Annotated in this window: 23 protein-coding genes; 11 read left to right on the top strand and 12 right to left on the bottom strand. The window is 41.6% G+C overall.

Annotated elements, in window-relative coordinates; translation table 11 throughout:
• Window positions 1–12 precede the first annotated feature (12 nt).
• Window positions 13–729 (top strand): glutamine amidotransferase, encoded by a 717-nt coding sequence (locus IHE35_RS05665; protein ID WP_242789673.1) that lies wholly within the window; start codon window positions 13–15, stop codon window positions 727–729.
• A 132-nt stretch (window positions 730–861) separates the two neighbouring features.
• On the opposite strand, the gene IHE35_RS05660 is transcribed toward IHE35_RS05665, so the two are convergent.
• Both IHE35_RS05660 and IHE35_RS05655 read right to left on the bottom strand, forming a co-directional pair.
• Window positions 862–1,449, bottom strand: coding sequence for a YceI family protein (locus tag IHE35_RS05660; RefSeq protein ID WP_242789672.1), 588 nt, complete (start codon window positions 1,447–1,449; stop codon window positions 862–864).
• 126 nt (window positions 1,450–1,575) lie between these two features.
• Window positions 1,576–2,031, bottom strand: coding sequence for a GNAT family N-acetyltransferase (locus IHE35_RS05655; RefSeq protein WP_242789671.1), 456 nt, complete (start codon window positions 2,029–2,031; stop codon window positions 1,576–1,578).
• Window positions 2,032–2,270: 239 nt separating this feature from the next.
• Between IHE35_RS05655 and IHE35_RS05650 the strand changes: the two genes are divergently transcribed.
• Window positions 2,271–3,233 (top strand): IS30 family transposase, encoded by a 963-nt coding sequence (locus IHE35_RS05650; protein ID WP_242789670.1) that lies wholly within the window; start codon window positions 2,271–2,273, stop codon window positions 3,231–3,233.
• Between the two features lie 49 nt (window positions 3,234–3,282).
• Here the strand turns inward: IHE35_RS05650 and IHE35_RS05645 are convergent, their stop codons facing one another.
• Both IHE35_RS05645 and tkt read right to left on the bottom strand, forming a co-directional pair.
• On the bottom strand, window positions 3,283–3,498 hold the full coding sequence (locus IHE35_RS05645; RefSeq protein ID WP_242789669.1) for a hypothetical protein: 216 nt from the start codon (window positions 3,496–3,498) through the stop codon (window positions 3,283–3,285).
• A 113-nt stretch (window positions 3,499–3,611) separates the two neighbouring features.
• A complete protein-coding gene (tkt, locus tag IHE35_RS05640; protein WP_242789668.1) occupies window positions 3,612–5,600 on the bottom strand; it encodes a transketolase in 1,989 nt (662 codons plus the stop codon).
• A gap of 866 nt (window positions 5,601–6,466) precedes the next feature.
• Here tkt and metK point away from each other — a divergent pair.
• The 4 genes from metK (at window position 6,467) to IHE35_RS05620 (ending at window position 10,612) form a co-directional block, all read left to right on the top strand.
• The gene (gene metK, locus IHE35_RS05635; RefSeq protein WP_242789667.1) at window positions 6,467–7,633 is read left to right on the top strand and encodes a methionine adenosyltransferase; all 1,167 of its coding nucleotides are present in this window, start codon (window positions 6,467–6,469) and stop codon (window positions 7,631–7,633) included.
• Window positions 7,634–7,801: 168 nt separating this feature from the next.
• Window positions 7,802–8,146 (top strand): hypothetical protein, encoded by a 345-nt coding sequence (locus tag IHE35_RS05630; RefSeq protein WP_242789666.1) that lies wholly within the window; start codon window positions 7,802–7,804, stop codon window positions 8,144–8,146.
• A gap of 452 nt (window positions 8,147–8,598) precedes the next feature.
• Window positions 8,599–9,102, top strand: coding sequence for a hypothetical protein (locus tag IHE35_RS05625; protein WP_242789665.1), 504 nt, complete (start codon window positions 8,599–8,601; stop codon window positions 9,100–9,102).
• Between the two features lie 298 nt (window positions 9,103–9,400).
• Window positions 9,401–10,612 (top strand): YeeE/YedE family protein, encoded by a 1,212-nt coding sequence (locus tag IHE35_RS05620; protein WP_242789664.1) that lies wholly within the window; start codon window positions 9,401–9,403, stop codon window positions 10,610–10,612.
• A gap of 44 nt (window positions 10,613–10,656) precedes the next feature.
• Here IHE35_RS05620 and IHE35_RS05615 read toward each other — a convergent pair whose 3' ends face one another.
• The 3 genes from IHE35_RS05615 to IHE35_RS05605 all read right to left on the bottom strand — a co-directional run bounded on the left by IHE35_RS05615 (window position 10,657) and on the right by IHE35_RS05605 (window position 13,270).
• Window positions 10,657–11,166, bottom strand: a complete 510-nt coding sequence (locus tag IHE35_RS05615) for a hypothetical protein (protein ID WP_242789663.1) — start codon at window positions 11,164–11,166, stop codon at window positions 10,657–10,659.
• A gap of 65 nt (window positions 11,167–11,231) precedes the next feature.
• Complete coding sequence (locus IHE35_RS05610) at window positions 11,232–12,011, bottom strand: TIGR03915 family putative DNA repair protein (RefSeq protein WP_242789662.1); 780 nt, start codon at window positions 12,009–12,011, stop codon at window positions 11,232–11,234.
• On the bottom strand, window positions 12,011–13,270 hold the full coding sequence (locus IHE35_RS05605) for a putative DNA modification/repair radical SAM protein (RefSeq protein ID WP_242789661.1): 1,260 nt from the start codon (window positions 13,268–13,270) through the stop codon (window positions 12,011–12,013). Before IHE35_RS05605 ends, IHE35_RS05610 begins: the two co-directional genes overlap by 1 nt.
• Window positions 13,271–13,475: 205 nt before the next feature.
• Here IHE35_RS05605 and IHE35_RS05600 point away from each other — a divergent pair, with 205 nt between their 5' ends.
• Entirely contained in the window at window positions 13,476–14,522 is a 1,047-nt protein-coding gene (locus tag IHE35_RS05600) for a nitronate monooxygenase (protein WP_242789660.1), read from the top strand.
• A gap of 66 nt (window positions 14,523–14,588) precedes the next feature.
• On the opposite strand, the gene IHE35_RS05595 is transcribed toward IHE35_RS05600, so the two are convergent.
• The 3 genes from IHE35_RS05595 to dusB form a co-directional block, all read right to left on the bottom strand.
• A complete protein-coding gene (locus tag IHE35_RS05595) occupies window positions 14,589–15,260 on the bottom strand; it encodes a hypothetical protein (protein ID WP_242789659.1) in 672 nt (223 codons plus the stop codon).
• Between the two features lie 458 nt (window positions 15,261–15,718).
• Window positions 15,719–16,375, bottom strand: a complete 657-nt coding sequence (locus IHE35_RS05590) for a hypothetical protein (protein WP_242789658.1) — start codon at window positions 16,373–16,375, stop codon at window positions 15,719–15,721.
• A gap of 241 nt (window positions 16,376–16,616) precedes the next feature.
• On the bottom strand, window positions 16,617–17,642 hold the full coding sequence (gene dusB / locus IHE35_RS05585; protein WP_242789657.1) for a tRNA dihydrouridine synthase DusB: 1,026 nt from the start codon (window positions 17,640–17,642) through the stop codon (window positions 16,617–16,619).
• 81 nt (window positions 17,643–17,723) lie between these two features.
• Between dusB and IHE35_RS05580 the strand changes: the two genes are divergently transcribed.
• The 3 genes from IHE35_RS05580 (at window position 17,724) to IHE35_RS05570 (ending at window position 20,086) form a co-directional block, all read left to right on the top strand.
• Window positions 17,724–18,929: a DUF1615 family protein gene (locus tag IHE35_RS05580; RefSeq protein WP_242789961.1), complete on the top strand. Its 1,206-nt coding sequence runs from the start codon at window positions 17,724–17,726 to the stop codon at window positions 18,927–18,929.
• Window positions 18,896–19,540, top strand: coding sequence for an HAD family hydrolase (locus tag IHE35_RS05575; protein ID WP_242789656.1), 645 nt, complete (start codon window positions 18,896–18,898; stop codon window positions 19,538–19,540). The genes IHE35_RS05580 and IHE35_RS05575 overlap by 34 nt, the downstream gene beginning before the upstream one ends.
• A 336-nt stretch (window positions 19,541–19,876) precedes the next feature.
• Complete coding sequence (locus tag IHE35_RS05570; protein ID WP_242789655.1) at window positions 19,877–20,086, top strand: hypothetical protein; 210 nt, start codon at window positions 19,877–19,879, stop codon at window positions 20,084–20,086.
• Between the two features lie 62 nt (window positions 20,087–20,148).
• On the opposite strand, the gene IHE35_RS05565 is transcribed toward IHE35_RS05570, so the two are convergent.
• Complete coding sequence (locus tag IHE35_RS05565) at window positions 20,149–21,243, bottom strand: acyl-CoA desaturase (RefSeq protein WP_242789654.1); 1,095 nt, start codon at window positions 21,241–21,243, stop codon at window positions 20,149–20,151.
• 14 nt (window positions 21,244–21,257) lie between these two features.
• Window positions 21,258–22,325 carry a ferredoxin reductase gene (locus IHE35_RS05560; RefSeq protein WP_242789653.1) on the bottom strand — a complete coding sequence of 356 codons (1,068 nt, stop codon included), beginning with the start codon at window positions 22,323–22,325 and terminating at the stop codon, window positions 21,258–21,260.
• A 148-nt stretch (window positions 22,326–22,473) separates the two neighbouring features.
• On the opposite strand from IHE35_RS05560, the gene fabR reads away from it, so the two are divergent.
• Window positions 22,474–23,154 carry an HTH-type transcriptional repressor FabR gene (gene fabR, locus IHE35_RS05555; RefSeq protein WP_242789652.1) on the top strand — a complete coding sequence of 227 codons (681 nt, stop codon included), beginning with the start codon at window positions 22,474–22,476 and terminating at the stop codon, window positions 23,152–23,154.
• The last annotated feature ends 37 nt before the right edge of the window (window positions 23,155–23,191 follow it).

Genomic DNA, 23,191 nt, shown 5'->3' with positions numbered 1-23,191 from the left:
TCAGTCACCACCATGCTTAATTTTGATGAATTTCCAGACACAGTCTATGCTATCCAACATCTTGCCTTTGAAGACCTCGGCGCGTGGGAAGATACTTTCTATCAGCTTGGCCTGCGCGTACGTTATTTTGAAGCAGGTATCGATGACCTAACCCAGGCATTCGAGCATAAAGGTCTGACGGTAATTCTAGGCGGCCCAATCGGCGTCTATGAAAATGAAGACTATCCTTTCTTACAACAGGAAATAGACTTACTAAAAGTTCGTTTGCAGCAGAATTTACCAACTTTAGGAATCTGCCTAGGCGCCCAGCTCATCGCACATGCGTTAGGAGCAAAAGTCTATGCAGGCCCTAGCAAAGAGATTGGTTGGTCCAAGCTTAGCCTGACAGCTATAGAGAATAATCCATTACAAAATCTGGAAAATATTGAAGTGCTGCACTGGCATGGAGATACTTTCGACCTGCCCTCACAGGCTGAACTCCTGGCAAGTTCTGCAGTCTATCCAAATCAGGCTTTCCGGATTGGCAGCAATATTCTGGCATTGCAATTCCATGCTGAAGTGGAAGCTGAGCGTTTGGAGAAATGGCTGATTGGCCATACCTGTGAGCTGCGTCAAGCGAATATCGATATTACCGCCTTACGTGCTGATAATCAGCAATATGCTGCAGCTTTAGAAGCTGCCTCAGTATCCATCCTTCAACAATTTCTTAAGCATATCCAAACCAGCTAAATTTTTATTCTTAAAATTTATTGGATGATAAAAGGCCATTCTTTCAGACTGGTTGCCTACCAATTTTTAACAAGGCTTAATTTTCATCCATAAAAAAGCACCCAATTGGGTGCTTTTTTAATTTGTTCTTTCTTATTTTTTTGCAGCGGGTACAGATGCTTCAGTGGTAATGTTTACAGTAATTTTATCACCGACATTTGGTACATAAGCGCCAACATTGAAAGCTGAACGATTAAATGAGGTAGTCGCGTTGAAACCAATTGTTTGCAGTTTCGTCATTGGATGAACAGCCTGTTTATTTAACACTGCATCCAGTACAACTGGCTTGGTTACGCCTTTGATCGTCAAATTACCGGTGATTTTATATTTGTTTTTACCTAAAGCCTGAACCTTGGTACTTTTAAACGTGATGTTTGGATGTTTCTCTACATCAAAGAATTCCGCTGTTTGAATATGCTCATCCAAGGCCTTAACATTGGTATTAATGCTTGATACCGGAATAGTTACATGCACTGATGAGTTCGCAGGCTTTTCATTATCAACCGTAATCGTGCCCTGAATATCACTAAAATTCGCAGATGGTGTCGAGAAACCAAAGTGACTCCAGTTAAATACGGTCGCAGTATGACCTGGATCAATGGTATACGCTACTGGTTTTGCCATAGAGAATGTTGCTACAGTTGCCAAAGTCAGGCCTAGCGCCAAAGTTTTCAATTTCATGTCATAACTCTCTGTTTTGAATAGGTTCTAATCTAGCTTAATTAGAATTATTTGCACCGCTAAAGATAGAACGATTTGTTGCATGCATGAAACGGTAAAATTGTAAGTATTAAGCTTGAACTGATATCAGGCCATTTTGTATTGAATAAAGCCGGTCTTCTTAGCCACCTGATCATAGAGCTGCTGTGCCTGTTGATTGCTCTCATGGGTTAACCAGTACACTCGATCACATCCACGCTGTTTGGCATCTACATATACTTTCTCAATTAAAGCCCTTGCCACACCCCGCCCTCGAAAATCCGTATGCGTATAAAGATCTTGCAAATAGGCATATGGTGTTAAAGTCCAGCAACTGTCATGCTCAATTACATGCACAATGCCGATGACCTGCTGATTGAGAATAGCTGCGAATCCATACATATTGCCAATTGCAGGATCAGTAAGCCTTTGCCAGGTATGCTGATTTACTTCTTCACTGAGCTGAGTCTGATAAAAAGTCTGGTAATCTCGCCACAATGGTAGCCATTCCTGCTGCTTAATGTTTTCTAAAGGCTTAATTTGAATCTGGTCTTGTATCAGCATTTTTATACGGTTCTTCTATTTTAAAGGGATTGAATTAGCTTAGGCTATTTTATTGACGAAGATAAGATATTTTTTATTCTTAGCCCCATAAATTTATTGAAACATATCTATGGCTTATATAGATAATTATTCTTGTACGCAGATTCAAATACCAAGTGCGACATATTTGTAGTTAGTTGAAAAAGTTAGGTGTATTAAAATCATTAGACTTTTTTCAACTCGCAATTGGAAAGCACCCAATGAAGCAATACACCCAACTTTCTCAAGATGAAAGATACGAAATTTATGCTGCTTTGAAAAGCAAATCTTCAATCTCTACCCTTGTCAGAGAGCTTGGACGTTCTCGATCAACCCTTTATCGTGAGATCAAAAGAAATACTGGAAAACGTGGATATCGAGCTCAACAGGCAGAGAAATTTTCAAGTCTAAGACGATATCGATCCTCTTCACAAATGACGGATTTTGCTCTCGTTTATATTCGTTATCTGATTGGCTTAGATTGGTCTCCTGAGCAAATTTCAGGTGCTTTAACACAACGAGGTTGGCTTGATGTGCCTTCACATGAATGGATTTATCAGTACGTTTATCTAGATAAATCTAAAGGCGGTAAGCTCCACCTTCATTTAAGACATCAAAAGAAATATCGTAAACGAGGCTATAAAAATACAGACCGTAGAGGCCAACTCGTTGATAGAACAAGTATTCACTGTCGCGATGAGGTCGTCGAGAAACGTCAACGCCTAGGTGATTTTGAAGGTGATACCGTGATAGGCAAGAATCACAAGGGGGCATTATTAACTCTGGTTGAGCGCAAAAGCTTGTATGTACATATCGTTCATTTGGGACAAACTAGAACCACAACTAAAACGATCTCGTGTGCTTTAGCATGTTTGCGCAGCAGTCATGCCTACAGTGTAACCTTTGATAATGGTAAGGAGTTCTCCGAGCACCGGCGGATAACGGAAGCAGGGATAGAGACGTACTTTGCAGATCCATACAAGTCGATTCAACGAGCCAGAAATGAAAATACCAATGGTCTGATCAGGCAATATCTGCCAAAATCATCTTCGTTTGATGAACTGTCAAATGAACAAATAGAGCAGATAGAATTTGCTCTCAATCATCGCCCTAGAAAAACACTAGGCTGGTATACGCCTAGTGAAGTTATGGCTGGTTTTTATACTGTTGCACTTGCTGCTTGAATCCGCCGTACAAAAAAAGCCCCATTTGGGGCTATTTAAGTCTTTAACTTTAAAGCTTTTCCACCAGAATACGGTCAATTTGCTTCAAACCTGAAGTTTTTTCACGGTTCTTACGACGTACTTTAATGATTTTATCTTCATCCATATCTTGGAGCAGTAGTTCAACAGCGACCATGGCTTCAAGTGGTAAGTCTTCACCAATCCACTTTTGCTCGCCTGCATCCATTAAAGTAATTTCATCACTGATTTGTTCATACAAGCTCATCTTCATCTCACTTCTATGCATTTATGTGGGGAGAAATGTCTCAGCTAAAACTGAAACAAAAATAAAAGACGCCCCATCACTGGGACGTCTTTTAAGCTGTTTAATCTAAAAGATTAAGCAGTGATTTCTTTGACTGCAGCAACAACCGCTTCAGTCGTAATACCGAAGAACTGGAACAGGTCTTTCGCAGGTGCAGATTCGCCATAAGTGGTCATGCCGATCACACGACCATCAAGACCTACAAATTTCCACCAGTAATCTACATGTGCAGCTTCAACTGCTACACGTGCACGAATCGCTGCAGGAAGAACCGCTTCACGGTAAGCAGCATCTTGCTTCATAAATTCTTCAGCACATGGCATAGACACAACACGCACACCTTCAAGTTGTGCATATGCTTCCATTGCCAATGCAACTTCTGAACCAGTCGCAATGATGATCGCTTTCAATTCGCCTTTTTCTTCAGCCAGTACATAACCACCTTTCGCAGCGTTCTCAATTTGTGCTTGAGTACGGGTCTGGAATGGCAAGTTTTGACGAGAGAAGATCAACGCTGTTGGGCCTTCTGAACGCATTAAAGCAGATTTCCAGGAAATTGCAGCTTCAACGGTGTCACATGGGCGCCATGTATTCAGGTTTGGTGTACCACGTAAAGATGCGATTTGTTCAACTGGTTGGTGTGTTGGACCATCTTCACCCAGACCAATTGAGTCATGCGTATAAACATGAATTACACGTTGTTTCATCAACGCAGACATACGTACTGCATTACGTGCGTATTCCATAAACATCAGGAATGTTGCTACATAAGGAATGAAACCACCGTGTAGTGCTACACCGTTGGCAATCGCAGTCATACCAAATTCACGTACGCCATAGTGTACGTAGTTACCTGCCGGATTATCCTGTACGCCTTGCGCACCTTTCCATAAAGTCAGGTTAGAACCGGCAAGGTCAGCAGAACCGCCAAGCACTTCTGGTAAAGAAGGCACAAGTGCCTGTAAAGCATTTTGGCTTGCTTTACGTGTAGCAATCGTTTCTGCCTTAGCATTTACTTCAGCGATGTAAGCATCCGCTTTTGCTACGAAATCAGCAGGAAGATCACCAGAAAGACGGCGTTTTAATTCAGCTGCTTCAGTTGGATATTTTGCTGCATAAGCGGCGAAAGTTTCATTCCAGGCTGCTTCCGCTTGTGAACCTTTTTCTTTGGCATCCCAAGCTGCATACACATCAGCAGGAATAACGAATGCTTCGTCTGACCAGCCTAAAGCTTCACGAGTCAATACGATTTCATCATTACCTAAAGGCGCACCGTGACAGTCTTCTTTACCCTGTTTGTTTGGTGAACCTAAACCAATCACAGTTTTACACATAATGATGGTTGGTTTATTTGCTTCAGCTTTAGCGTCAACAGTTGCTTGACGGATTGCATCAGCATCATGACCATCAACTTTGATGACTTGCCAGCCGTAAGACTGGAAACGTTGCTCTGTATCGTCAGAGAACCAGCCTTCAACTTCACCGTCGATGGAGATACCGTTATCATCATAGTAAGCGATCAGCTTGCCTAGACCCAAAGTACCCGCTAATGAACATGCTTCGTGAGAAACACCTTCCATCAAGCAGCCATCGCCTAGGAAGCAATACGTGTAGTGATCTACAACTTTAATGTCGTCTTTATTGAATTGTGCAGCAAGCGTTTTTTCAGCCAGTGCAAAACCTACGGCATTGGCAATACCCTGACCTAATGGGCCAGTTGTGGTTTCAATACCAGGTGCATAACCCAATTCCGGGTGGCCTGGAGTTTTAGAATGCAATTGACGGAATGATTTCAAATCTTCGATTGAAAGATCATAGCCCGTTAAATGAAGAAGTGCATATTGCAACATTGAGCCGTGACCGTTAGACAATACAAAACGGTCGCGGTTTGCCCAATTCGGGTTCGTCGGGTTATGGCTTAAAAATTCACGCCAAACCACATCAGCGATATCTGCCATCCCCATTGGAGCACCTGGATGTCCTGAGTTTGCTTTTTGCACAGCATCCATTGCCAATACACGAATTGCGTTTGCAACACGACGTTCATTAAGCGGGGTTGTCATAAATCAGTGTCCAAATAATTCAGAAATAGAAAATGATGAAAAGACTTTCAAAACTGTTGCATATTGTCTTAAAAAAACAGCGAGGGGTAAAGACCAGCCTACAATATTTATCACTTTATTGTTGTTTAGATGGGTCAACGTACATTTAATCTACACTTTTAAGCCCGAACACAAGTCAACACTCAATTTTCATTAAAAGAAAAACCCTAATTTTCTTAGGCCTTAGAAGCGAATTTCCCCTCTCAAATTTTTATTATTCTCTTGACAAGATCAGCCATGCAAATATATATCCATGACTTTTATTGATTCCAATTATTTCTCTCATCAGCAGGGCCAAAAATAGACTCAAACACCCTACTATTTTTACCTTGTGTCCTCACTGATTATGCTTTTACATTTTTGCTAAATTAACTCCTGGCCTGTATATATACATCCAATGAAATTTTATAAATTTTAGCTAAGAGCCTTGATAATCTTTCTATAGATTCTATACGCCGATCAGATGAATAGAGTTTTTAACTCATTAACCTTAGCTTAAATCATCACGATTTATGGAGTGGTTTGCGATAGTAAAATGTATTTTCTAAGCATAAGAATGCCGCTTCTTTTGAAGAATTAATTTAAGACATAAGAAGATTAGCCCTGCTGCTACAAAAAATGACCAAAAAAAGTTGCCAGATTTTTCTTGAGTAAAACATGAGCAAAAGCCCCTGATAAAAGCGGTATATCAGTTTTTCAAATACTGATATTCAAATAAAAACCAATTAAATTGAAACAATTTCAGCCAATTTTACCGTTCAAACCTAGTCCTTCGACGCAACACGATGTAACATATCGGGTCTTTAAATTTAACTGTGATAGGACTTATGCGCGAGTACGCTGTATTTACCTCGGAATCTGTAAGCGAAGGCCATCCAGATAAAATGGCTGACCAAATCAGTGATGCCATTTTGGATGCAATCTTAAAAGAAGACCCATATGCGCGGGTTGCTTGTGAAACGCTTGTAAAAACGGGTGCGGTTGTACTTGCCGGTGAAATCACAACAACTGCAAACGTCGACTTCGAAGCGATCGTACGTCAAACCGTAAATGGCATTGGTTACCACCATTCAGATCTTGGTTTTGACGGTTCAACTTGTGCCGTGATCAACATGATCGGTAAACAGTCTCCTGAAATTGCTCAGGGTGTAGACCGTCAAAAACCAGAAGATCAAGGTGCTGGTGACCAAGGTCTGATGTTTGGTTATGCGAGTCGTGAAACTGATGTTTTGATGCCTGCGCCAATTTCTTATGCGCACCGCTTAATGGAAAAGCAAGCTCAATTACGTCGTAATGGCTCATTACCATGGTTACGCCCAGATGCGAAAAGCCAGGTAACTTTCGCTTATGAAAATGGCATGCCTGTACGATTAGATGCAGTGGTGCTTTCGACTCAGCATGATCCTGAAATTTCACAGGCGAACCTGAAAGAAGCTGTGATTGAAGAAATCGTGAAGAAAATCATTCCAGCTGAAATGTTCCATGCAGACACCAAATTCCACATCAACCCGACCGGTATGTTTGTGATCGGTGGTCCTGTAGGTGACTGTGGTTTGACTGGTCGTAAAATCATTGTAGATACTTACGGTGGTATGGCGCGTCATGGTGGTGGTGCATTCTCTGGTAAAGATCCATCAAAAGTTGACCGTTCTGCTGCTTATGCAGGTCGTTATGTAGCGAAAAACATCGTTGCTGCTGGCCTTGCTGATAAATGTGAAATCCAGGTGTCTTATGCAATTGGTGTTGCTGAGCCAACTTCTATTTCAATCAATACCTTTAATACAGCTAAAGTATCTGACGAATTAATCGTTCAATTGGTTCGTGAGCACTTCGATCTGCGTCCATATGGTATTACCCGTATGCTGAACCTGATCCAGCCAATGTATAAGCAAACAGCGGCTTATGGTCACTTCGGCCGTGAAGGCTCTGATACTGCATTTACCTGGGAAAAAACGGATAAGGTTGAAGCATTACGCGCTTCTGCCGGTCTGTAATTTTTTCATGCTGAAAAGCCTGCCTTCGAGCAGGCTTTTTTGTTTTCAGTATTTTATAAAATGGTTGACAACATTTACACGAACGCCACATTTTGTAGCATTCTGAAGCACGTGATTCCGATAATATTTTTATATCAATGATCTACAACAACAAAAGGAAATAACACAATGAATAAACTTCTTATTGCTTTAGGTTTGGCAACCACTGTGGCACTTGTAGGCTGTAGCAAAGAGAAACAGCCAGAAACTGGCGCAACTACAGGTGAGCATCTGGAGAATGCTGCAGAGCAGGCAGGTCATGATATGGAAGATGCAAGCCGTGAGGCTGCAGCTGAAACTGACCAAGCTCTGGATAATGCAGCCGCAAATACGGCGGAAGCAACAGATAGAGCAGCTGTAAGTGCTGAAGCTGCTGCACAACGTGCTAAAGAAGCAGCCAAAGATGCGACAGCCTCTGTTGCAGGTTCAGTTGAAGAAGGCGCTGCAAAAGTCCGTCAGGAAGCTGAAAATTAATTCTGGTTCAGTGGATTCTTTTTCAGGAATCAAGTGCCTTGAAAAGCCTGCATTTTGCAGGCTTTTTTATCTTCGAGCTTATATTTTTACGCTTAATATCTAGAAGATTCATCTGCATCTTTTATTCAACGTCACCAGCCTGATTTATGGAGCCAGTTCAAAGGCTACCAGATCATCTTACCTTTTCTATAAAAGCATTATTTCCGATGTTTTCAATCTTGCTCAGTCTTGAAGCAATTAAGCTCAACTGCTGCAATGACTGTAGATATGTTTTCAATGGCAATTTTAGGTGTAATTACCAGTTATCTTGCTGAGGTGCATATTCTTGTCTAATTGGACATTTAATAGGGTATCGTACTGAACATAGATTCTTCTTTTAATTGGACACTCTGATTTTCAGACACTCTTTGTATCTAAAAAGAAATTTAAATGAAAAAATTAAATTGATTCCTATGAAAAAAGCATTTATTGCACTGAGTTGCTTAAGTATATTTTTGACGGGCTGTTCCTCGCTTCTTAATCCAAGTATTCAGAATTCACTAAAAGAAGTGAGAACATCGAAGTTCCTAAAAAATGAAGATAAAACAAAAACCATCGGTGGGATTGATGCAAACAGTAATGGTGTGATTGAGGGGTACATAAATCTCAAATATGGAAACAACCCCGAATTTGTTAGCGTATATATGCAGTATGCAAAAGAATTACGAAGAAAGCTAACCTTGGCTAGTGATGATCGTGAAGTCTATCGTAGAGCGTCACACAAAGTTAGTAGGCAAATGGTTTGTGCTTCGAAAATTGACTATGAAGTTGAGCCTGAAAAAATGTATCAGGACACAATGATTATCTATGCTCTGTCGGTGAATACTAAGCAGCGTATGGCTGAAAGTAATCGTATTAGCTCATTGGTGAGTGGCATGACCTTCACATTACCAACTGAGGAACATTGCAAAAATTAACGAATACGTTTATTAAAGTGTCCAAGTTAAAGAAGAATGGGTGTCCAAATACTTATTGATTTTGCACTGAAGGGATAAAGCTAAGAGCCAGTTAACATCTTCCCTTTTTGGATATCGCTGCCATGTTGTTCTCTTACTGGATTATCTCGCTCTTTCATGTCGATCTGATTTAATATCATATGAATTAAACTGATATAAAGAATCAAATATTAGAATGCAAATTCCAGGTTTTAGACTCGCATTGAAACAGCAGGACTGTAGAATGACACACTTTATTTTTTGATATTATATCTCTCCTATGTCAGTGATTGCTGCGTCCTCAAACCGATCTAATATATCGGTTTGGGTATCATTTATTTTACTTGCTTTAGGTACGGTCGGTGCCTATCAAATCGTAGGGCTGAATCAGGCGCTTTTATTCCTGGTCGGCGGTGCTTTAGGCATGACCCTGTACCATGCCTCTTTTGGTTTCACCTCAAGCTGGCGCGTCTTTATTAAACAACGTCGTGGCCGTGGCTTACGTGCACAAATGATCATGTTGGCACTGGCTGTATTGCTATTCTTCCCTGCTTTAGGTGCTGGCGAATTATTTGGCAATGATGTCCGTGGTAACGTGAATCCAATTTCTATGTCTGTTGCGATTGGTGCTTTTATCTTTGGTATTGGCATGCAGTTAGGCGGTGGTTGTGCTTCAGGTACGCTGTATACCGTTGGTGGTGGTAGCTCACGTATGCTCGTGACCTTATTCTTCTTCTGTATCGGCTCAGTGATTGCAACTTCACACGTCGAATGGTGGTTTGCCCTGCCACATTTCCAACCCTTCTCTGTGGTTGAAAACTTTGGTGTGATGCCAGCACTGCTCATGAACTTTGTATTATTTGGTACTATTGCAGCAATTACCGTTTTCTTTGAAAAAAAACGTCACGGTAGTCTGGAAACTGAACCCGCATCTCAACATCAAGGTTGGAAACGTTTTCTCCAAGGACCATGGCCGCTGGTGTGGGGCGGTATTATTTTAACGCTTCTAAACTTTGCAACGCTTGCATTGGCAGGTCGTCCGTGGGGCGTGACATCTGCACTTGCACTCTGGGGTGCTAAAGGCGCAGCTTTAGTCGGTTTCGATGTTGCATCATGGGAATACTGGGAAAAAGCCAGCAATGCAAAAGCATTGGCAAACTCATTATGGTATGACATCACCTCAATGATGAACTTCGGGATCATATTGGGTGCGCTATTGGCTGCAAGCCTTGCAGGTAAATTTGCACCGAATTTCAATATCCCACGTCGTTCACTCCTTGCCGCAATTATCGGTGGGATTATGTTGGGCTACGGTGCACGTTTATCGTATGGCTGTAACATCGGTGCTTACTTCAGTGGTATTGCGTCAGGCAGTTTACACGGTTGGTTATGGTTGATCTTTGCGTTCATTGGTAACATTCTTGGCGTAAAACTTCGTCCATTCTTCTTCCCTGACGAAAAACCTCAACCTGAAAAAGTTACAGGTTGTTAATCAAAAAAAGCCCATCACTTGATGGGCTTTTTTATGTATAGAAGTTAGAGTGCAGCTTTTAAATTACAGCCATAACCCATGGTTTGTTGCACCTGACGGTAGGTCGTATAACGATCCATGATAAAAGCATAAAACTGCTCTGGATTATTGAAATTAACTTTTAAATCTTCTTTTTCAGCCTTTGGCAGTTGAATATCATTCACCAAATTAAGATTGTAATGCCCAAGTCGATACATCTCGGCAAAATAGTCATTCATCATATCGCAATAGGCGACCTTACTGGACTTAAGTGCTGTGCTTGCGAGCAAATGCTGATTCAAGGTTCTTAGGTCATTTACATCCAGCGGGAACTGATGCGCAAAGGCAATACTTTCGACTTTCTTAAACTGGCTAAAGTCAGTTGCCAGTTTTTGATTGAGCGTATCAAAGCGTTGCTGTAATTCCTGAGCATTTTTAACCTGATACTGAGTGGGATCCGCCTCAACCTTTTCGGGTTCTTGCGAACATGCAGTCAACGTCAAGCCTAGCGCCAATGTACTCAGCCATACCTTCATAAACACATCACTCAATCAAAAATAATAGCGCCCTGATTATGCCTGAAAATTCTAAAGCATGTGTTTCAAAGTGCTTTTTCATTCATATAGCGCCAATAGCGTTTAGGTACATATTGAATATGCAGCTTCATATTCTTACGTGCCTGAATATTCACACTATGAAAATAGTCTTTCCAGAGCTGGTCATAGAGTAATTCTTCATCATCCAGCTCGATGCTGAAAGACTGACTGTGCCCAAGCCGGGCTTGAGGATCCATCTGTGCAGCATTCATTTCCACCTGATGCACGTCCTGTAAATCATAGTAGATGCCATAGTTGCGCTGTTCATCATAGATCAACCAGCACTGATCTTGATAACGTTCCTTGAAGTGTTTGGTAATAATCGGCAGCACATTAAAATCTGGCTTGATCAGACTTAAGAACAAACCATCCTGACATTTTTTAAAACGTACAAACGCTTCCATCCGATGCTTTTCGCGCCCAACCTGTTTTGCCCATTGCGACATGCCCAATACCGCAGCATGACCATAATCCTGATCTACCGGACGCTGGCTCTGAAAGACATATATTGCGAAATCAAACAAAACCTGAAAGGCCTGTTCCTGCTCGGACAGAAAGGCATAGTAAAAAGCCCTCAAACTGCCTGAACCGACTTTCTGCTTTAAGCCCTGCCAGACACGTTGACCCTGCGCATCATTTGACGCCACATGAATAAAGTCATCAAACAGACCATTTTGTGCATGTGGATTGGCTGTAATTCTGACCTCAAATTCACGAAATTCAAAAGCACGAAATACACAGCTCAATAGTCCTGTCATGGTGCCATCAAAACAGTAACAGGCCATCAGAAGCCCAACCCCAGTTGAGGTGAAAGTTGCTGCTGATATTTGGAATAACCCGATTGTAAGATCTGCTGCCGAATCTGTTGTGATTGCTGTTCTTTTTTAAATTTTGGTGTATCGGCACAGTAGATAAAATGCTGGGCACGGTTATAAGCCACCCCCATACGTTTCAGCTGATCAATATGAATCTGACCAAAACGGCGTGCCTGAACAATTTTTTTGGCTGAACGTACTCCGATTCCCGGTACTCGCAAAATCATTTTATATTCAGCTCGATTGATATCGACTGGAAAGGCTTCCGGATGACGCAAGGCCCAGCTGAGTTTAGGGTCAATATCCAGTTCCAGATTCGGATGCCGATCATCGACAATTTCTTCAGCATCAAAACCATAAAAACGCATTAACCAGTCAGACTGATACAACCGGTTTTCACGTAGTAATGGTGGTGCTGAACCCACGGCAGGCAGTGCTTTTTCTTCAGCATTAATTGGGATATAACCGGAAAAATACACACGCTTCAGTTTAAATTCCTTGTAATGTCGATCCGCCATCAAAATGACATCACGATCCGTTTCACTATGCGCCCCAACCACCATTTGCGTCGTCTGGCCTGCTGGCACGAATTTCGGTACCGCTTTGATGATTTTACTTTCGTCTTTAATCTGAATCAGACGATCACGCACGATACCTAAATCTTTCTGTACTTCAGCATGAGTTTTCTCTGGCGCAAATTTTCGTAATCCATCTTCTGTCGGCATTTCCAGATTGATACTCATCCGGTCCACATATAGGCCTGCTTCAGTAATAATTTCCTGCGAAGCTCCCGGAATCGTCTTAAGGTGGATATAACCATTAAAGTTTTCCTCCAGCCGCAGTTTCTTCACCACCTGCAGCATGCGCTCCATGGTGTAATCGGCAGACTTGAAGATGCCTGAACTCAAGAACAGCCCTTCAATATAATTCCGACGATAGAAGTTCATGGTCAGATCGACCACTTCCTGCACGGTAAAAGCAGCTCGTTTTACATCATTGGAACGGCGCGACACACAATACGAGCAGTCATAAATACAGACATTGGAAAACAGGATTTTTAGCAAGGAAACACAACGACCGTCTTCGGTATAGCTATGACAGATCCCGTTGCCGGTATTGCCTAGACCTTTATCTTTATTCTTTCGATTGCTGCCGCTAGATGAACAGGACACATCATATTTGGCAGCATCAGCGAGAATCTGGAGTTTTTCACGTATACGATCAGACATGAGTTCAGGAAAATTTAACTAAAACAGCATTATAAAACTGTGGAATTTCACCTACTATGCAATCGATCAGTACAGCGACAATGAATGTCGTAGTAAATGTAATTCCAATGTAACCATAGTCGAATATTTCAAAATAAAATAACCAATATGATTTGCTTAATTTTCAAGGCAAAGGCAAAGTAAAGAGATAACAAGGAGCAAAGCCATGTCTTTATTGGAAAAATTAGGCATTAAACACCCAATTCTGTTAGCACCCATGGCCGGTGTCTCTACACCCGAGCTGGCCGCTGAAGTCTCCAATCAATGTGCTTTGGGTTCATTAGGATTAGGTGCCAGTAGCGTGCAATCTGCGCGTGAGCAGATTCTCAAAACTCAAGAGCTGACCGATCAGCCTTTTCAGGTTAATTTCTTTTGTCATAAAACTGAAGATTTAGATGACGCTGTGGCACAAGCCTGGATTGATCAATTCAAAGATAAATTTGCCCAGTTGGGTATAGAACCGCCCAAAACCTTGAAATGTATTTATCCAAGCTTTAGGGATAATGATGATTTCCTGAATCTGGTGCTGGAAACACGTCCGAAGGCAGTGAGTTTCCACTTCGGTATCCCACATCCACATCAGGTTCAGGCACTCAAAGAGGCTGGAATTATCACCATGGTGTCTGCGACCAATCTGGCTGAAGCACGTGCGATTGAGGCTGCCGGCATTGATGTGGTGATTGCCCAAGGTATTGAAGCGGGTGGTCACCGTGGGATTTTCAGCACCAAATTTGATGCCTCAGTCAAAACATCGAATTTAATCAAGCTGATTAAACAGTATTGTTCCCTGCCGATTGTAGCCGCTGGAGGTATTATGGATGGCTATCAGGCACGACAGATGCTGGAGTTTGGTGCTGAAGCTGTTCAGCTGGGAACTGCATTCGTGCAATGCAAAACTTCCAATGCCAATGAAGCCTATCGTAAGGCGCTGTTGTCTAAACCATTGACCCAAGTGACTGCAAGCATTTCTGGCCGTCCTGCGCGTGGCATTATCAATCACTGGCATACCGATATCGACACCCCGGATCGCCTGGATGTACCAGCCTATCCATATACTTATGATCTGGCCAAGCAATTACATGCAGCAGCCGTTCAACATGGTGATCATGGCTATGGCGCTTTCTGGGCTGGCTCAAACGCCGCACAAACACGTGAAATGGAAGCTTCGGACCTGGTTAACCAGCTGATTCTGGAAATTAAACATCGAAAATAAGCAGTTTTTCTCTCATCAAAATAAAAAACCTCTCGATATCGAGAGGTTTTTTATGCGTGATACAAGTTAGCGAGTCGCTCGATGCCATGCATCTTTCACTGCAAACTTGGCCTCTTCCCAGTTGAGACGGGAGTCACCTTTCACCTGTTCCCATTTGGTACGCAAATCAGGCTCAGCTTCATTAAATTCTTTACCCTCATAATGCGCACGATTTTCATAACCGAGACGGTATGCACCACGATAATCCCGATCATAGTCCAGATCACCATAGACATTACGGCTTTCGCTATAATAAGGGGTCTGATGATGCTGTTCACGCCAGTAGTGATCATCATCCTGTAAATTCTCTGAACCTGAAAGTGCAATACCTTCTGGTGTATCTACCGTAGGTCGTGCTGATTCTGCCATTTCATTTCCGGCAAGACCACCTACTACTCCCCCAACAAGGCCACCGACGACTGCACCGGCAGGACCACCAGCTGCTCCAATCGCCGCACCTGCTGCTGCACCACCCAAAACTCCGGCACTGGTTGCCACAGGATGATCACCCGCTTCATTCATGTCGGGTACACGATGGCTTTCAGTATCTGGTAAATTTAAATCGGGACGAGCACTGTCTGAAGTTGTCGGGCTAGTTTTTAATGCTTCATCATCTCTTAATACATCAGTCCGTTCCTGGGACAAATCACGATGTGATGCTGGGTTAATATCTGAAACTGGTCGATTGGTATTTGTCATTCTAAATCTCCCTTGATCTTTTATAGCCAAGATGGAAATTTCATCTTGTCTTTGATTTTTTATGATAGAGAAAATTCAGGTTAATACTGTCCAAGTCCTGTCCCGTTTCAGTGATTATATACTACGCTATGTACCGATAGACTACGGATGTAACAGCCATGTCTAAATTGCATGAATAAACATCAAATAAGTACAGTTTTTATAACCACGTAATTATACTTTTTTAAAAATCCTCATTTTTTGATTTATTAATGAATCGTTGTTTTAAATACATTATTCACCTCCTCATTTTCAATAATGACTATCAGATGGTTTGGATATAAGAAAGATTAAAAATATATTCCATCTCAATCTGAAAACTAGGACGAGTGCTGTAAAGCAAATATCGGTTAGATTTTTTTTACTGAAAAATAAATAAAGCCTCTCCAAAATAGAGAGGCTTTATTTAAAGGTCTGATTTAACGAGTTGTGCGATCCCATGCATCCTTAACTGCATATTTAGCCTGCTCCCAGGTCAAACGGGATTCACCTTTGAATTGCTCCCATTTACTTCGCAAGTCAGGTTCAGCTTCATTAAATTCTTTACCGCTGTAGTGTTCACGGTTTTCATAACCTAGTTGGTAAGCACCGCGATAATCACGATCATAATCCAACTCACCATGTACATTGCGGCTTTCACCATAATAAGGTCTGCTCTGATGCTGTTCACGCCAGTACTTGTCATGGTCTCCGAATAGGCTCGAATTTTCAATACCATGGTCTGGATGATCTGGTGTTGAAATATCCTTGCCTGCAATTCCACCAAGTACTCCGCCGACGACCCCGCCAATTAAGGAGCCTCCGGGTCCGCCCACCATACCGAGTGTTGCGCCAATGGCCGCTCCACCAATACTCCCGGCACCGGTTGCCAATGCCTGATCTCCAGCTTCAGCCTCTTTCTCATCCGGATTAAGAGGCTTAGTAGTCTCGTCTGTATGTAAATTAGGATCAGCACCTTGGGCGATTGAAGGATCCATTTTCACAACTTCTTCATGTTTGATTGCATTATTGTCCTCAACCAGATCGTTTTGAGTAGTTGGATTAATTTCTGAAACTGGACGATTGGTATTTGTCATTCTGATTCTCCCTTAATTTTATGTAGACAACATTGAAATTCATCTTGCATAGATTATTTATTCTAGAGAAAGTTCAGGTTAATACTGTCCAAGTCCTGTCCGGTTTCCGTGAAGTTAATACTTAACTCTGTACAGCTCTTTCCATCATGTAAACACATTGCTGTATTGCATTACACAGATATAAAAAAGGTACTGTTTATAAACAGTACCTTGAGAAATTTATTTCAGGTCATGTATAAGATCAGGTGGTTTCCAGAAGATTAACCTGCTCGACCTGCACATCACTCATGATCTGACCATACTCGAGCAGATTATTGAAGTAGTCTTCTACTACTTTATATTGATCTGCGGTACTTTCCACCTTATACATATTCTGACGGAACTCATTGCTGGAACGCAGGCCTTTGGTATACCAGGCAATATGCTTACGGGAAATTCGGCAACCAGAATATTCACCGTAAAATTCATACAGTTCAGTCAAATGACCCAGCAATACCTGTTTAACTTCAGTAATACTTGGTGCAGCCAGCTGTTCTCCAGTCTTTAAATAATGTGCGATTTCACGAAAAATCCATGGACGTCCCTGTGCTGCACGTCCAATCATGACCGCATCGGCACCGGTATAATCCAGTACATATTTGGCCTTTTCCGGACTGTCGATATCTCCGTTCGCAATCACGGGAATATTCAACATCCCTTTCACATCTTTAATCAGCGAATAGCGCGCTGTGTTTAAGTACATGTCTTCGCGAGTACGACCATGCAATGCCAGTGCAGCAATACCGGCTTCTTCTGCCCGCTTGGCCACACGCATGATATTTTCCTGACCATTTAAATAGCCCAGACGGGTTTTTAATGTCACGGGAACATCCACTGCTGCAACAACGGCATCCAGAATACGTGCAACCAGATCTTCATCTTGCAGTAATGCCGAACCAGCCAGCTTGTTACAAACTTTTTTGGCTGGACAACCCATATTAATATCAACAATTTGTGCGCCGTTCGCGACCTGATACCGTGCTGCCTCTGCCAGATCACGCGGGTCTGAACCGGCAATTTGTGCCGAAATTGGCGCCAGTTCGCCATCGAAATTAGCACGGTATAAACTTTTCTTGCTCATGCGCAAAGTCTTGTCTGAAGTCATCATTTCACTGACAGCATGACCTGCACCAAAATATTTGCATAGTGTACGAAACGGGCGGTCTGTCACGCCTGCCATAGGAGCAACGATCAAATTGTTTGATAGTTGATACGGACCAATATACATATAAATTCATCACTTTGTTGATGAGCATAGTATACTGCATCTGCCTTGATCACTCATCTGCTGGAATCTGATTTAGACAACATGAACAATACACTTCACCGAATTTTTACTGTTAAATCGTGGTCTGTCCTTGCTTTATCCCTAAGTCTTGCCGGCTGTGGCAATGGTTCCTGGTGGTCTTCTGATGAGCCAACGATGGAAGCTGACCAGATTCGTAAAGCGATTCCATCACGTGTCAGCAATCGTGATTCATGGGCTAAAGATATCTATGATATTACGGAACAACTGGGTATTCCTCAGACTAAACAGAATATCTGCACCATTGTCGCAGTGGTCGATCAGGAGTCTAATTTCCATGCAGATCCGACTGTCGCTGGCCTGGGCGAAAAGGCAGTAAAAGAAGTTCAAGACCGTCTGGAAGAAAAATTTACCGAGAAACTTGGTGAAAGTATCGGTGGAACAGTTGCAGGATATTTCCAGGATGTGCTGAAGAACCATCCTACTCCGGATAGCAACTATCTTAGCCAGATGCGTAAGGTTAAAACTGAACGTGAATTAGATGAGCTTTATCGTGAAATATTTGACTATATGGCCAAACATTATCACGTGAGTGCCCTGACAGGTGCAGCCAAACTCTTTGGTCAAAACATCGGTGAAAAGCTTAACCCGATTACGACTTTAGGTTCAATGCAGGTGCATATCAGCTATGCCAAGGAGCATAAACGTCAAGGTGGCAATATCGCTGAACTGCGTACCGATCTGTATAGCCAGTATGGTGGTCTGTATTATGGTATTCATCGTCTGATGATGTATCCGGCAGATTATGATAAACCGATCTACCGCTTTGCCGACTATAATTCAGGCATGTATTCCAGCCGTAATGCTGCGTTCCAAAGCATGCTCAATGATCTGACTGCAGCCGAACTGGATCTGGATGGCGATCTCTTGCTATATAGCAAGGACGGCGGTATCCGCTCTCAGAAAAGTCAGTCTGAACGTGAACTCATTAATGTATTTGCCAAGCATAATTTCATTATTACTGAACGCCAGATCCGTTCCGATCTGAAGAAGGAAAAGGATAAAGATTTTGAAGACACCATGACCTATCGTGGTGTAGCGAAACTATATCAGGAACAAACGGGTAAAGAACCTTTCTATGCCATTATGCCTGAAGTGGTGATTTCTGGACCGAAATTGAGTCGTGACTACAATACCAACTGGTTTGCTAGCCGTGTAGATGGTCGTTATCAAACATGTATGCGCAAAATCAAAAATCTCAAGCTCTAGCCCTCTTTGATTTTGATGGAACCCTGTATCCGCATGACAGCTTTACAGGGTTTATTTTTTATGTCCTGAAAAAACGACATATTATTTGGCGTGGTCTGAAAATTCTGCCGTGGATTACAGCTTATTATCTCAAACTCTATCCTGCACATCGTATGCGCCCGAAGCTTTACTCAGCTATGTTTAAAGATGTTGATATAGAGATAATTCAGCCTTTGGCATTGCAATATGCGAATAAGGTTTTAGAGAATCTTGACCCTACCCTGTTTGAGCAGCTAAAAATACATCAACAGTTAGGACATAAAGTCATATTGGTTTCGGCAACGATTGATCTATATCTGGAAATTATTGCCAAGGCTTTAAATGTTGAATTGATCTGTTCTCAAGTAGAAATCAAAAGCGGAAAATTGACAGGGAAATATTTAACACCCGACTGTAGCTGTCTGCAAAAAAAGTTACGGGTTTTGGAAGCGATCAATCTTGCAGATTACGAGATGATTTATGCTTATGGCAATAGTGAGGAAGATGAGGAAATGTTGAGTTTAGCACAGCAGACGTATATGGCAGTTCAGGATAAGGAATTACCCATGTTAGATAAAATAAAAATATCTTAAAAATTCTAAAATTAATATTTTTAAATAAGAAATTTATTTTTAAGCTGAAATTATAATTAAATATTTGTACCGATTAAATCAATATTAATATTTTTACCCAAATTATCAAAACCATACCTCTCCTAATCTCATAAACTCTTAATTATAATTAAATTAGTGAGCCAAGATTAAGTAGTTTTTTAAATAAATAGGGCTATATAATTATTTTTCATATTTATATAAATTAAATCTTATTATTATAACTTTAGTCTATAAATACCTTAAAAAATTAATTATTATGATACATTTCACATAAAAACCAATGCGGTGATTTTATTTCATTAAGGCAATATAACTATGAATCAGTTTAATCCGCCCAAATACATAAGAAATCTATATATCAAATACGGTGAAAATCCCTTTATTTTACTTTCAAAATTTATTTGTGCTGCCCGTAGGCATAAATGGAAAAAAGAAGAAATCGATCGTGTCATTTCTGCTGCAAAGCAAGGAAACTATATCAATCTCATTCGGATTTTACGTAGTCATATTCATACTCAAGATTGAAAATTTCTGACGGAATAAAAAACCACTTCAATTGAAGTGGTTTTTTATTAGCTTATATAAACTTATTTTTTAAACGGGAAAGCATACTTCACAATACGTTTGATCACACTGCCATACTGTTTCACTAGACTGGCATTGTTATAATTCAGACCATATTTTTCACAGACTGCCTGTACTTTTGGCCCCATCTGGCGATAGCGACGTGCTGGTACATCAGGATATAAATGGTGTTCAATTTGATGACTCAAGTGCCCAGTCAGAATATGAAATGCTTCAGAACCGGTAAGATTTGATGAACCACGGATCTGGCGCATATACCAGTGGCCGCGGCTTTCATTTTCTAGCACTGATTTCGGAAATACTTCAACATCTTTAGTGAAGTGACCACAGAAAATGATACTGAAAGTCCAAATGTTACGAATACCATTCGCCACCATGTTGCCAGCGAACACTGGCAATGCAGCTGGACCTGCAATCAATGGGAAGAAGACGTAGTCTTTAAACAGCTGCTTGGTAATTTTGCGCTGCATTGGTTTCCATTCTTTTTTGGTCTGCTCTGCGCTTTTACGACCCTTGAAGTATTTACCAATTTCAAGGTTTTGAATCGCAACACCCCATTGGAACAATAGGCAGAATGGAATACTGTAAATCGGTTGCAATAAATAACCTGGCTTCCAGCGTTGCTCCGGGAACAGACGAACCAGACCATAACCGATATCATCATCCATGCCTTTAATATTGGTATAAGTATGATGTTTAAAGTTATGGGTTTGACGCCAGTTATCAGAAGTACCGACAATATCCCATTCGTAGGTCTGACCATTCATTTTAGGGTCATTCATCCAGTCATACTGACCGTGCATAACATTATGACCCAGCTCCATATTTTCCATGATCTTGGCAAAACCCAACAGACCTGTACCTAGAATCCATGCTGGTGGGAACCAGCCTGCGAACAATAACGCACGGCCTGCAATAGAAGAATAACGAATCGCAGAATAGACACGACGGATATATTTCGCATCTTTCTCGCCCAAGTCATCTAGCACTTCCTGCTTGATCGCATCGAGTTCGCGCGCAAGTTCGTCCAATTCAGTCTGTGTCAGTTCACGGTTTTTGGGATTTTTAAAATACTGAAATTTTACTGGCATATTCATAGGAATCAACTCGCTTATAGGTCGATGACAAGGTCAGTCTGCGCTGAATTCACACAAATTTTCAGGAGATTTCCTGGTTCTTTATTTTGTGCGCCATTGACTAAATTTTTGGTAGAACCTTCAACTTTATTGCAGGCACATTTATTACAAATACCCATTCGACAGCCGTGGTTCGGTTTAATATTTTGTTGTTCAAGACTTGCCAGAATTGACTGGCCTTTTGGAATACTGACTACTTTATTAGATTGCGTCAGCGTTACATTCACAAAGCCTGTTTCAGTATGATCACCGAGGCTCATACTAAAAGCTTCAGATTTAAATACTTTGGCATCAGCAAACAGTGTTTCGGCCTGAGCTACAAAGCCTGATGGACCACAAGCATAGACCGTCGCCTGTTCGATATTTTGAATATCAGCCAGATGACTTTGATTTAAACGTTCTGCTGCAGGCTGTTCCTGAGTTGCGAAGACTTTAAAACTAAATTTTGGATGCTGCGCAGCAAATTCTTCAAAACGTGATTTGAATGCCACATCTTGATAATGCTTGACCCAGTACAGAAGCTGTACAGGCTGTTGACTCAACTTGCCAGTCTCGCTCAATGCTTCGAGCAAACTCAGCATAGGTGTGATACCACTACCCGCTGCCAACAACAGCATTGATGTTGCTTCAACAGCTAAAGTCATGTCACCAAATGGCAAACCAAATTCGATAATGTCGCCAACTTGAGCGGTATTTGCAGCCCAATTACTTACCTTGCCACCCTCAACTTTCTTGATGGTCAGTAACACATGTTGCTGATCCAGCTGAGTCAGACTATAGCTACGCTCGTAACGAATACCATTTACCACAACATAAACTGGGTGATGCTGACCCGCTTCGCCAAATTTAAACAGGCGATTGACCTGAATTTTCAGGCTAACCATATCCTGGGCAGCATTTTCTTTATGCACAATTTTGCCCAATGGCTGGTTAAGAGACCAGAGTGGGTTAAGCTTCTGCATCCAGAAATTAATCGCATGCTGATCAATAACGCTTTCTTTAAAGAAATCAATCGGTGATTTACGTTTTGCGAGTGCCTGCATCTTCATATAATCATGTTGGGTTTTGAATTATTATACACATGTATATATATTTGTATATACACCTGTATTGTTTCTATTCATTTCACAAGTTTGCTGTGCTTCGCTATAATAGTGGAATGCCTCATATCCAATACATGACGAGTTTTCAATGAAAATAAGCAGTGACGCTTCCCTACTCGAGTCAAACAGCATTGATGAACCGATCATTGTACGCAGTGTGGGTCGGAAGGCGACGATTACCAAAGAAGAACTGTTTCAGGCAGCACTGAATCTGATTGGTCCGCAAAAAAGTATTGCATCATTAAGTTTGCGTGAAGTAGCACGCGAAGCCGGTATTGCACCCAATAGCTTTTATCGTCACTTTAAGGATATTGATGAACTCGCAATTGAACTGATCGACCGCGCCGGTCTGGTATTGCGTAAGATTCTGAATGAATCACGTTTAAAGGCATCTAAACAGAATAGTATTATCCGTAGTTCGGTAGAAGTATTTATCGCACAGCTCGATGCCGATGAGGGCAATCTGAGTTTGCTACTACGCGAAGGCTATACCGGTTCACAATCATATAAACAGGCCGTAGAACGCCAACTTCAGTATTTCCAGCAGGAGCTGCAAGAAGATCTGGAGCGCCTGGAAAGACTAAATAAAAGCCGCCTGCTCTATCCGGATATTGCTGCCAAAGCGATTACCCAGCTGGTATTTAACATGGGTGCCAAAGTGATTGATATGCCAGTTGATGAACGTCAGGAAATTGCTGAACAGACTATGATCATGATCCGCATGATTTTGGAAGGTGCTCGACATCTGGATCAGTCACAGATCCGCTAATCTTGATGATTTCAAGCTAAATAAAAAAGAGATGCTG

The organism is Acinetobacter sp. ASP199 (genome assembly GCF_022700675.1).
Taxonomy (GTDB): domain Bacteria; phylum Pseudomonadota; class Gammaproteobacteria; order Pseudomonadales; family Moraxellaceae; genus Acinetobacter.
Note: the sequence above shows the minus strand (reverse complement) of the source record. Positions and strands in the feature narration are given on the sequence as shown.

Excerpts from the sequence above, each read along its gene's own strand:
- IHE35_RS05570 (WP_242789655.1), top strand. The coding sequence starts at position 19,877 with ATGAATCAGTTTAATCCGCCCAAATACATAAGAAATCTATATATCAAA.
- IHE35_RS05580 (WP_242789961.1), top strand. The coding sequence starts at position 17,724 with ATGAACAATACACTTCACCGAATTTTTACTGTTAAATCGTGGTCTGTC.
- IHE35_RS05660 (WP_242789672.1), bottom strand. The coding sequence starts at position 1,449 with ATGAAATTGAAAACTTTGGCGCTAGGCCTGACTTTGGCAACTGTAGCA.
- IHE35_RS05560 (WP_242789653.1), bottom strand. The coding sequence starts at position 22,325 with ATGCAGGCACTCGCAAAACGTAAATCACCGATTGATTTCTTTAAAGAA.
- IHE35_RS05655 (WP_242789671.1), bottom strand. The coding sequence starts at position 2,031 with ATGCTGATACAAGACCAGATTCAAATTAAGCCTTTAGAAAACATTAAG.
- IHE35_RS05620 (WP_242789664.1), top strand. The coding sequence starts at position 9,401 with ATGTCAGTGATTGCTGCGTCCTCAAACCGATCTAATATATCGGTTTGG.
- IHE35_RS05600 (WP_242789660.1), top strand. The coding sequence starts at position 13,476 with ATGTCTTTATTGGAAAAATTAGGCATTAAACACCCAATTCTGTTAGCA.
- IHE35_RS05630 (WP_242789666.1), top strand. The coding sequence starts at position 7,802 with ATGAATAAACTTCTTATTGCTTTAGGTTTGGCAACCACTGTGGCACTT.
- IHE35_RS05615 (WP_242789663.1), bottom strand. The coding sequence starts at position 11,166 with ATGAAGGTATGGCTGAGTACATTGGCGCTAGGCTTGACGTTGACTGCA.
- IHE35_RS05645 (WP_242789669.1), bottom strand. The coding sequence starts at position 3,498 with ATGAGCTTGTATGAACAAATCAGTGATGAAATTACTTTAATGGATGCA.
- IHE35_RS05650 (WP_242789670.1), top strand. The coding sequence starts at position 2,271 with ATGAAGCAATACACCCAACTTTCTCAAGATGAAAGATACGAAATTTAT.
- IHE35_RS05665 (WP_242789673.1), top strand. The coding sequence starts at position 13 with ATGCTTAATTTTGATGAATTTCCAGACACAGTCTATGCTATCCAACAT.
- IHE35_RS05595 (WP_242789659.1), bottom strand. The coding sequence starts at position 15,260 with ATGACAAATACCAATCGACCAGTTTCAGATATTAACCCAGCATCACAT.
- fabR (WP_242789652.1), top strand. The coding sequence starts at position 22,474 with ATGAAAATAAGCAGTGACGCTTCCCTACTCGAGTCAAACAGCATTGAT.
- IHE35_RS05575 (WP_242789656.1), top strand. The coding sequence starts at position 18,896 with ATGTATGCGCAAAATCAAAAATCTCAAGCTCTAGCCCTCTTTGATTTT.
- IHE35_RS05605 (WP_242789661.1), bottom strand. The coding sequence starts at position 13,270 with ATGTCTGATCGTATACGTGAAAAACTCCAGATTCTCGCTGATGCTGCC.
- tkt (WP_242789668.1), bottom strand. The coding sequence starts at position 5,600 with ATGACAACCCCGCTTAATGAACGTCGTGTTGCAAACGCAATTCGTGTA.
- dusB (WP_242789657.1), bottom strand. The coding sequence starts at position 17,642 with ATGTATATTGGTCCGTATCAACTATCAAACAATTTGATCGTTGCTCCT.
- IHE35_RS05590 (WP_242789658.1), bottom strand. The coding sequence starts at position 16,375 with ATGACAAATACCAATCGTCCAGTTTCAGAAATTAATCCAACTACTCAA.
- IHE35_RS05610 (WP_242789662.1), bottom strand. The coding sequence starts at position 12,011 with ATGGCCTGTTACTGTTTTGATGGCACCATGACAGGACTATTGAGCTGT.
- IHE35_RS05565 (WP_242789654.1), bottom strand. The coding sequence starts at position 21,243 with ATGAATATGCCAGTAAAATTTCAGTATTTTAAAAATCCCAAAAACCGT.
- IHE35_RS05625 (WP_242789665.1), top strand. The coding sequence starts at position 8,599 with ATGAAAAAAGCATTTATTGCACTGAGTTGCTTAAGTATATTTTTGACG.
- metK (WP_242789667.1), top strand. The coding sequence starts at position 6,467 with ATGCGCGAGTACGCTGTATTTACCTCGGAATCTGTAAGCGAAGGCCAT.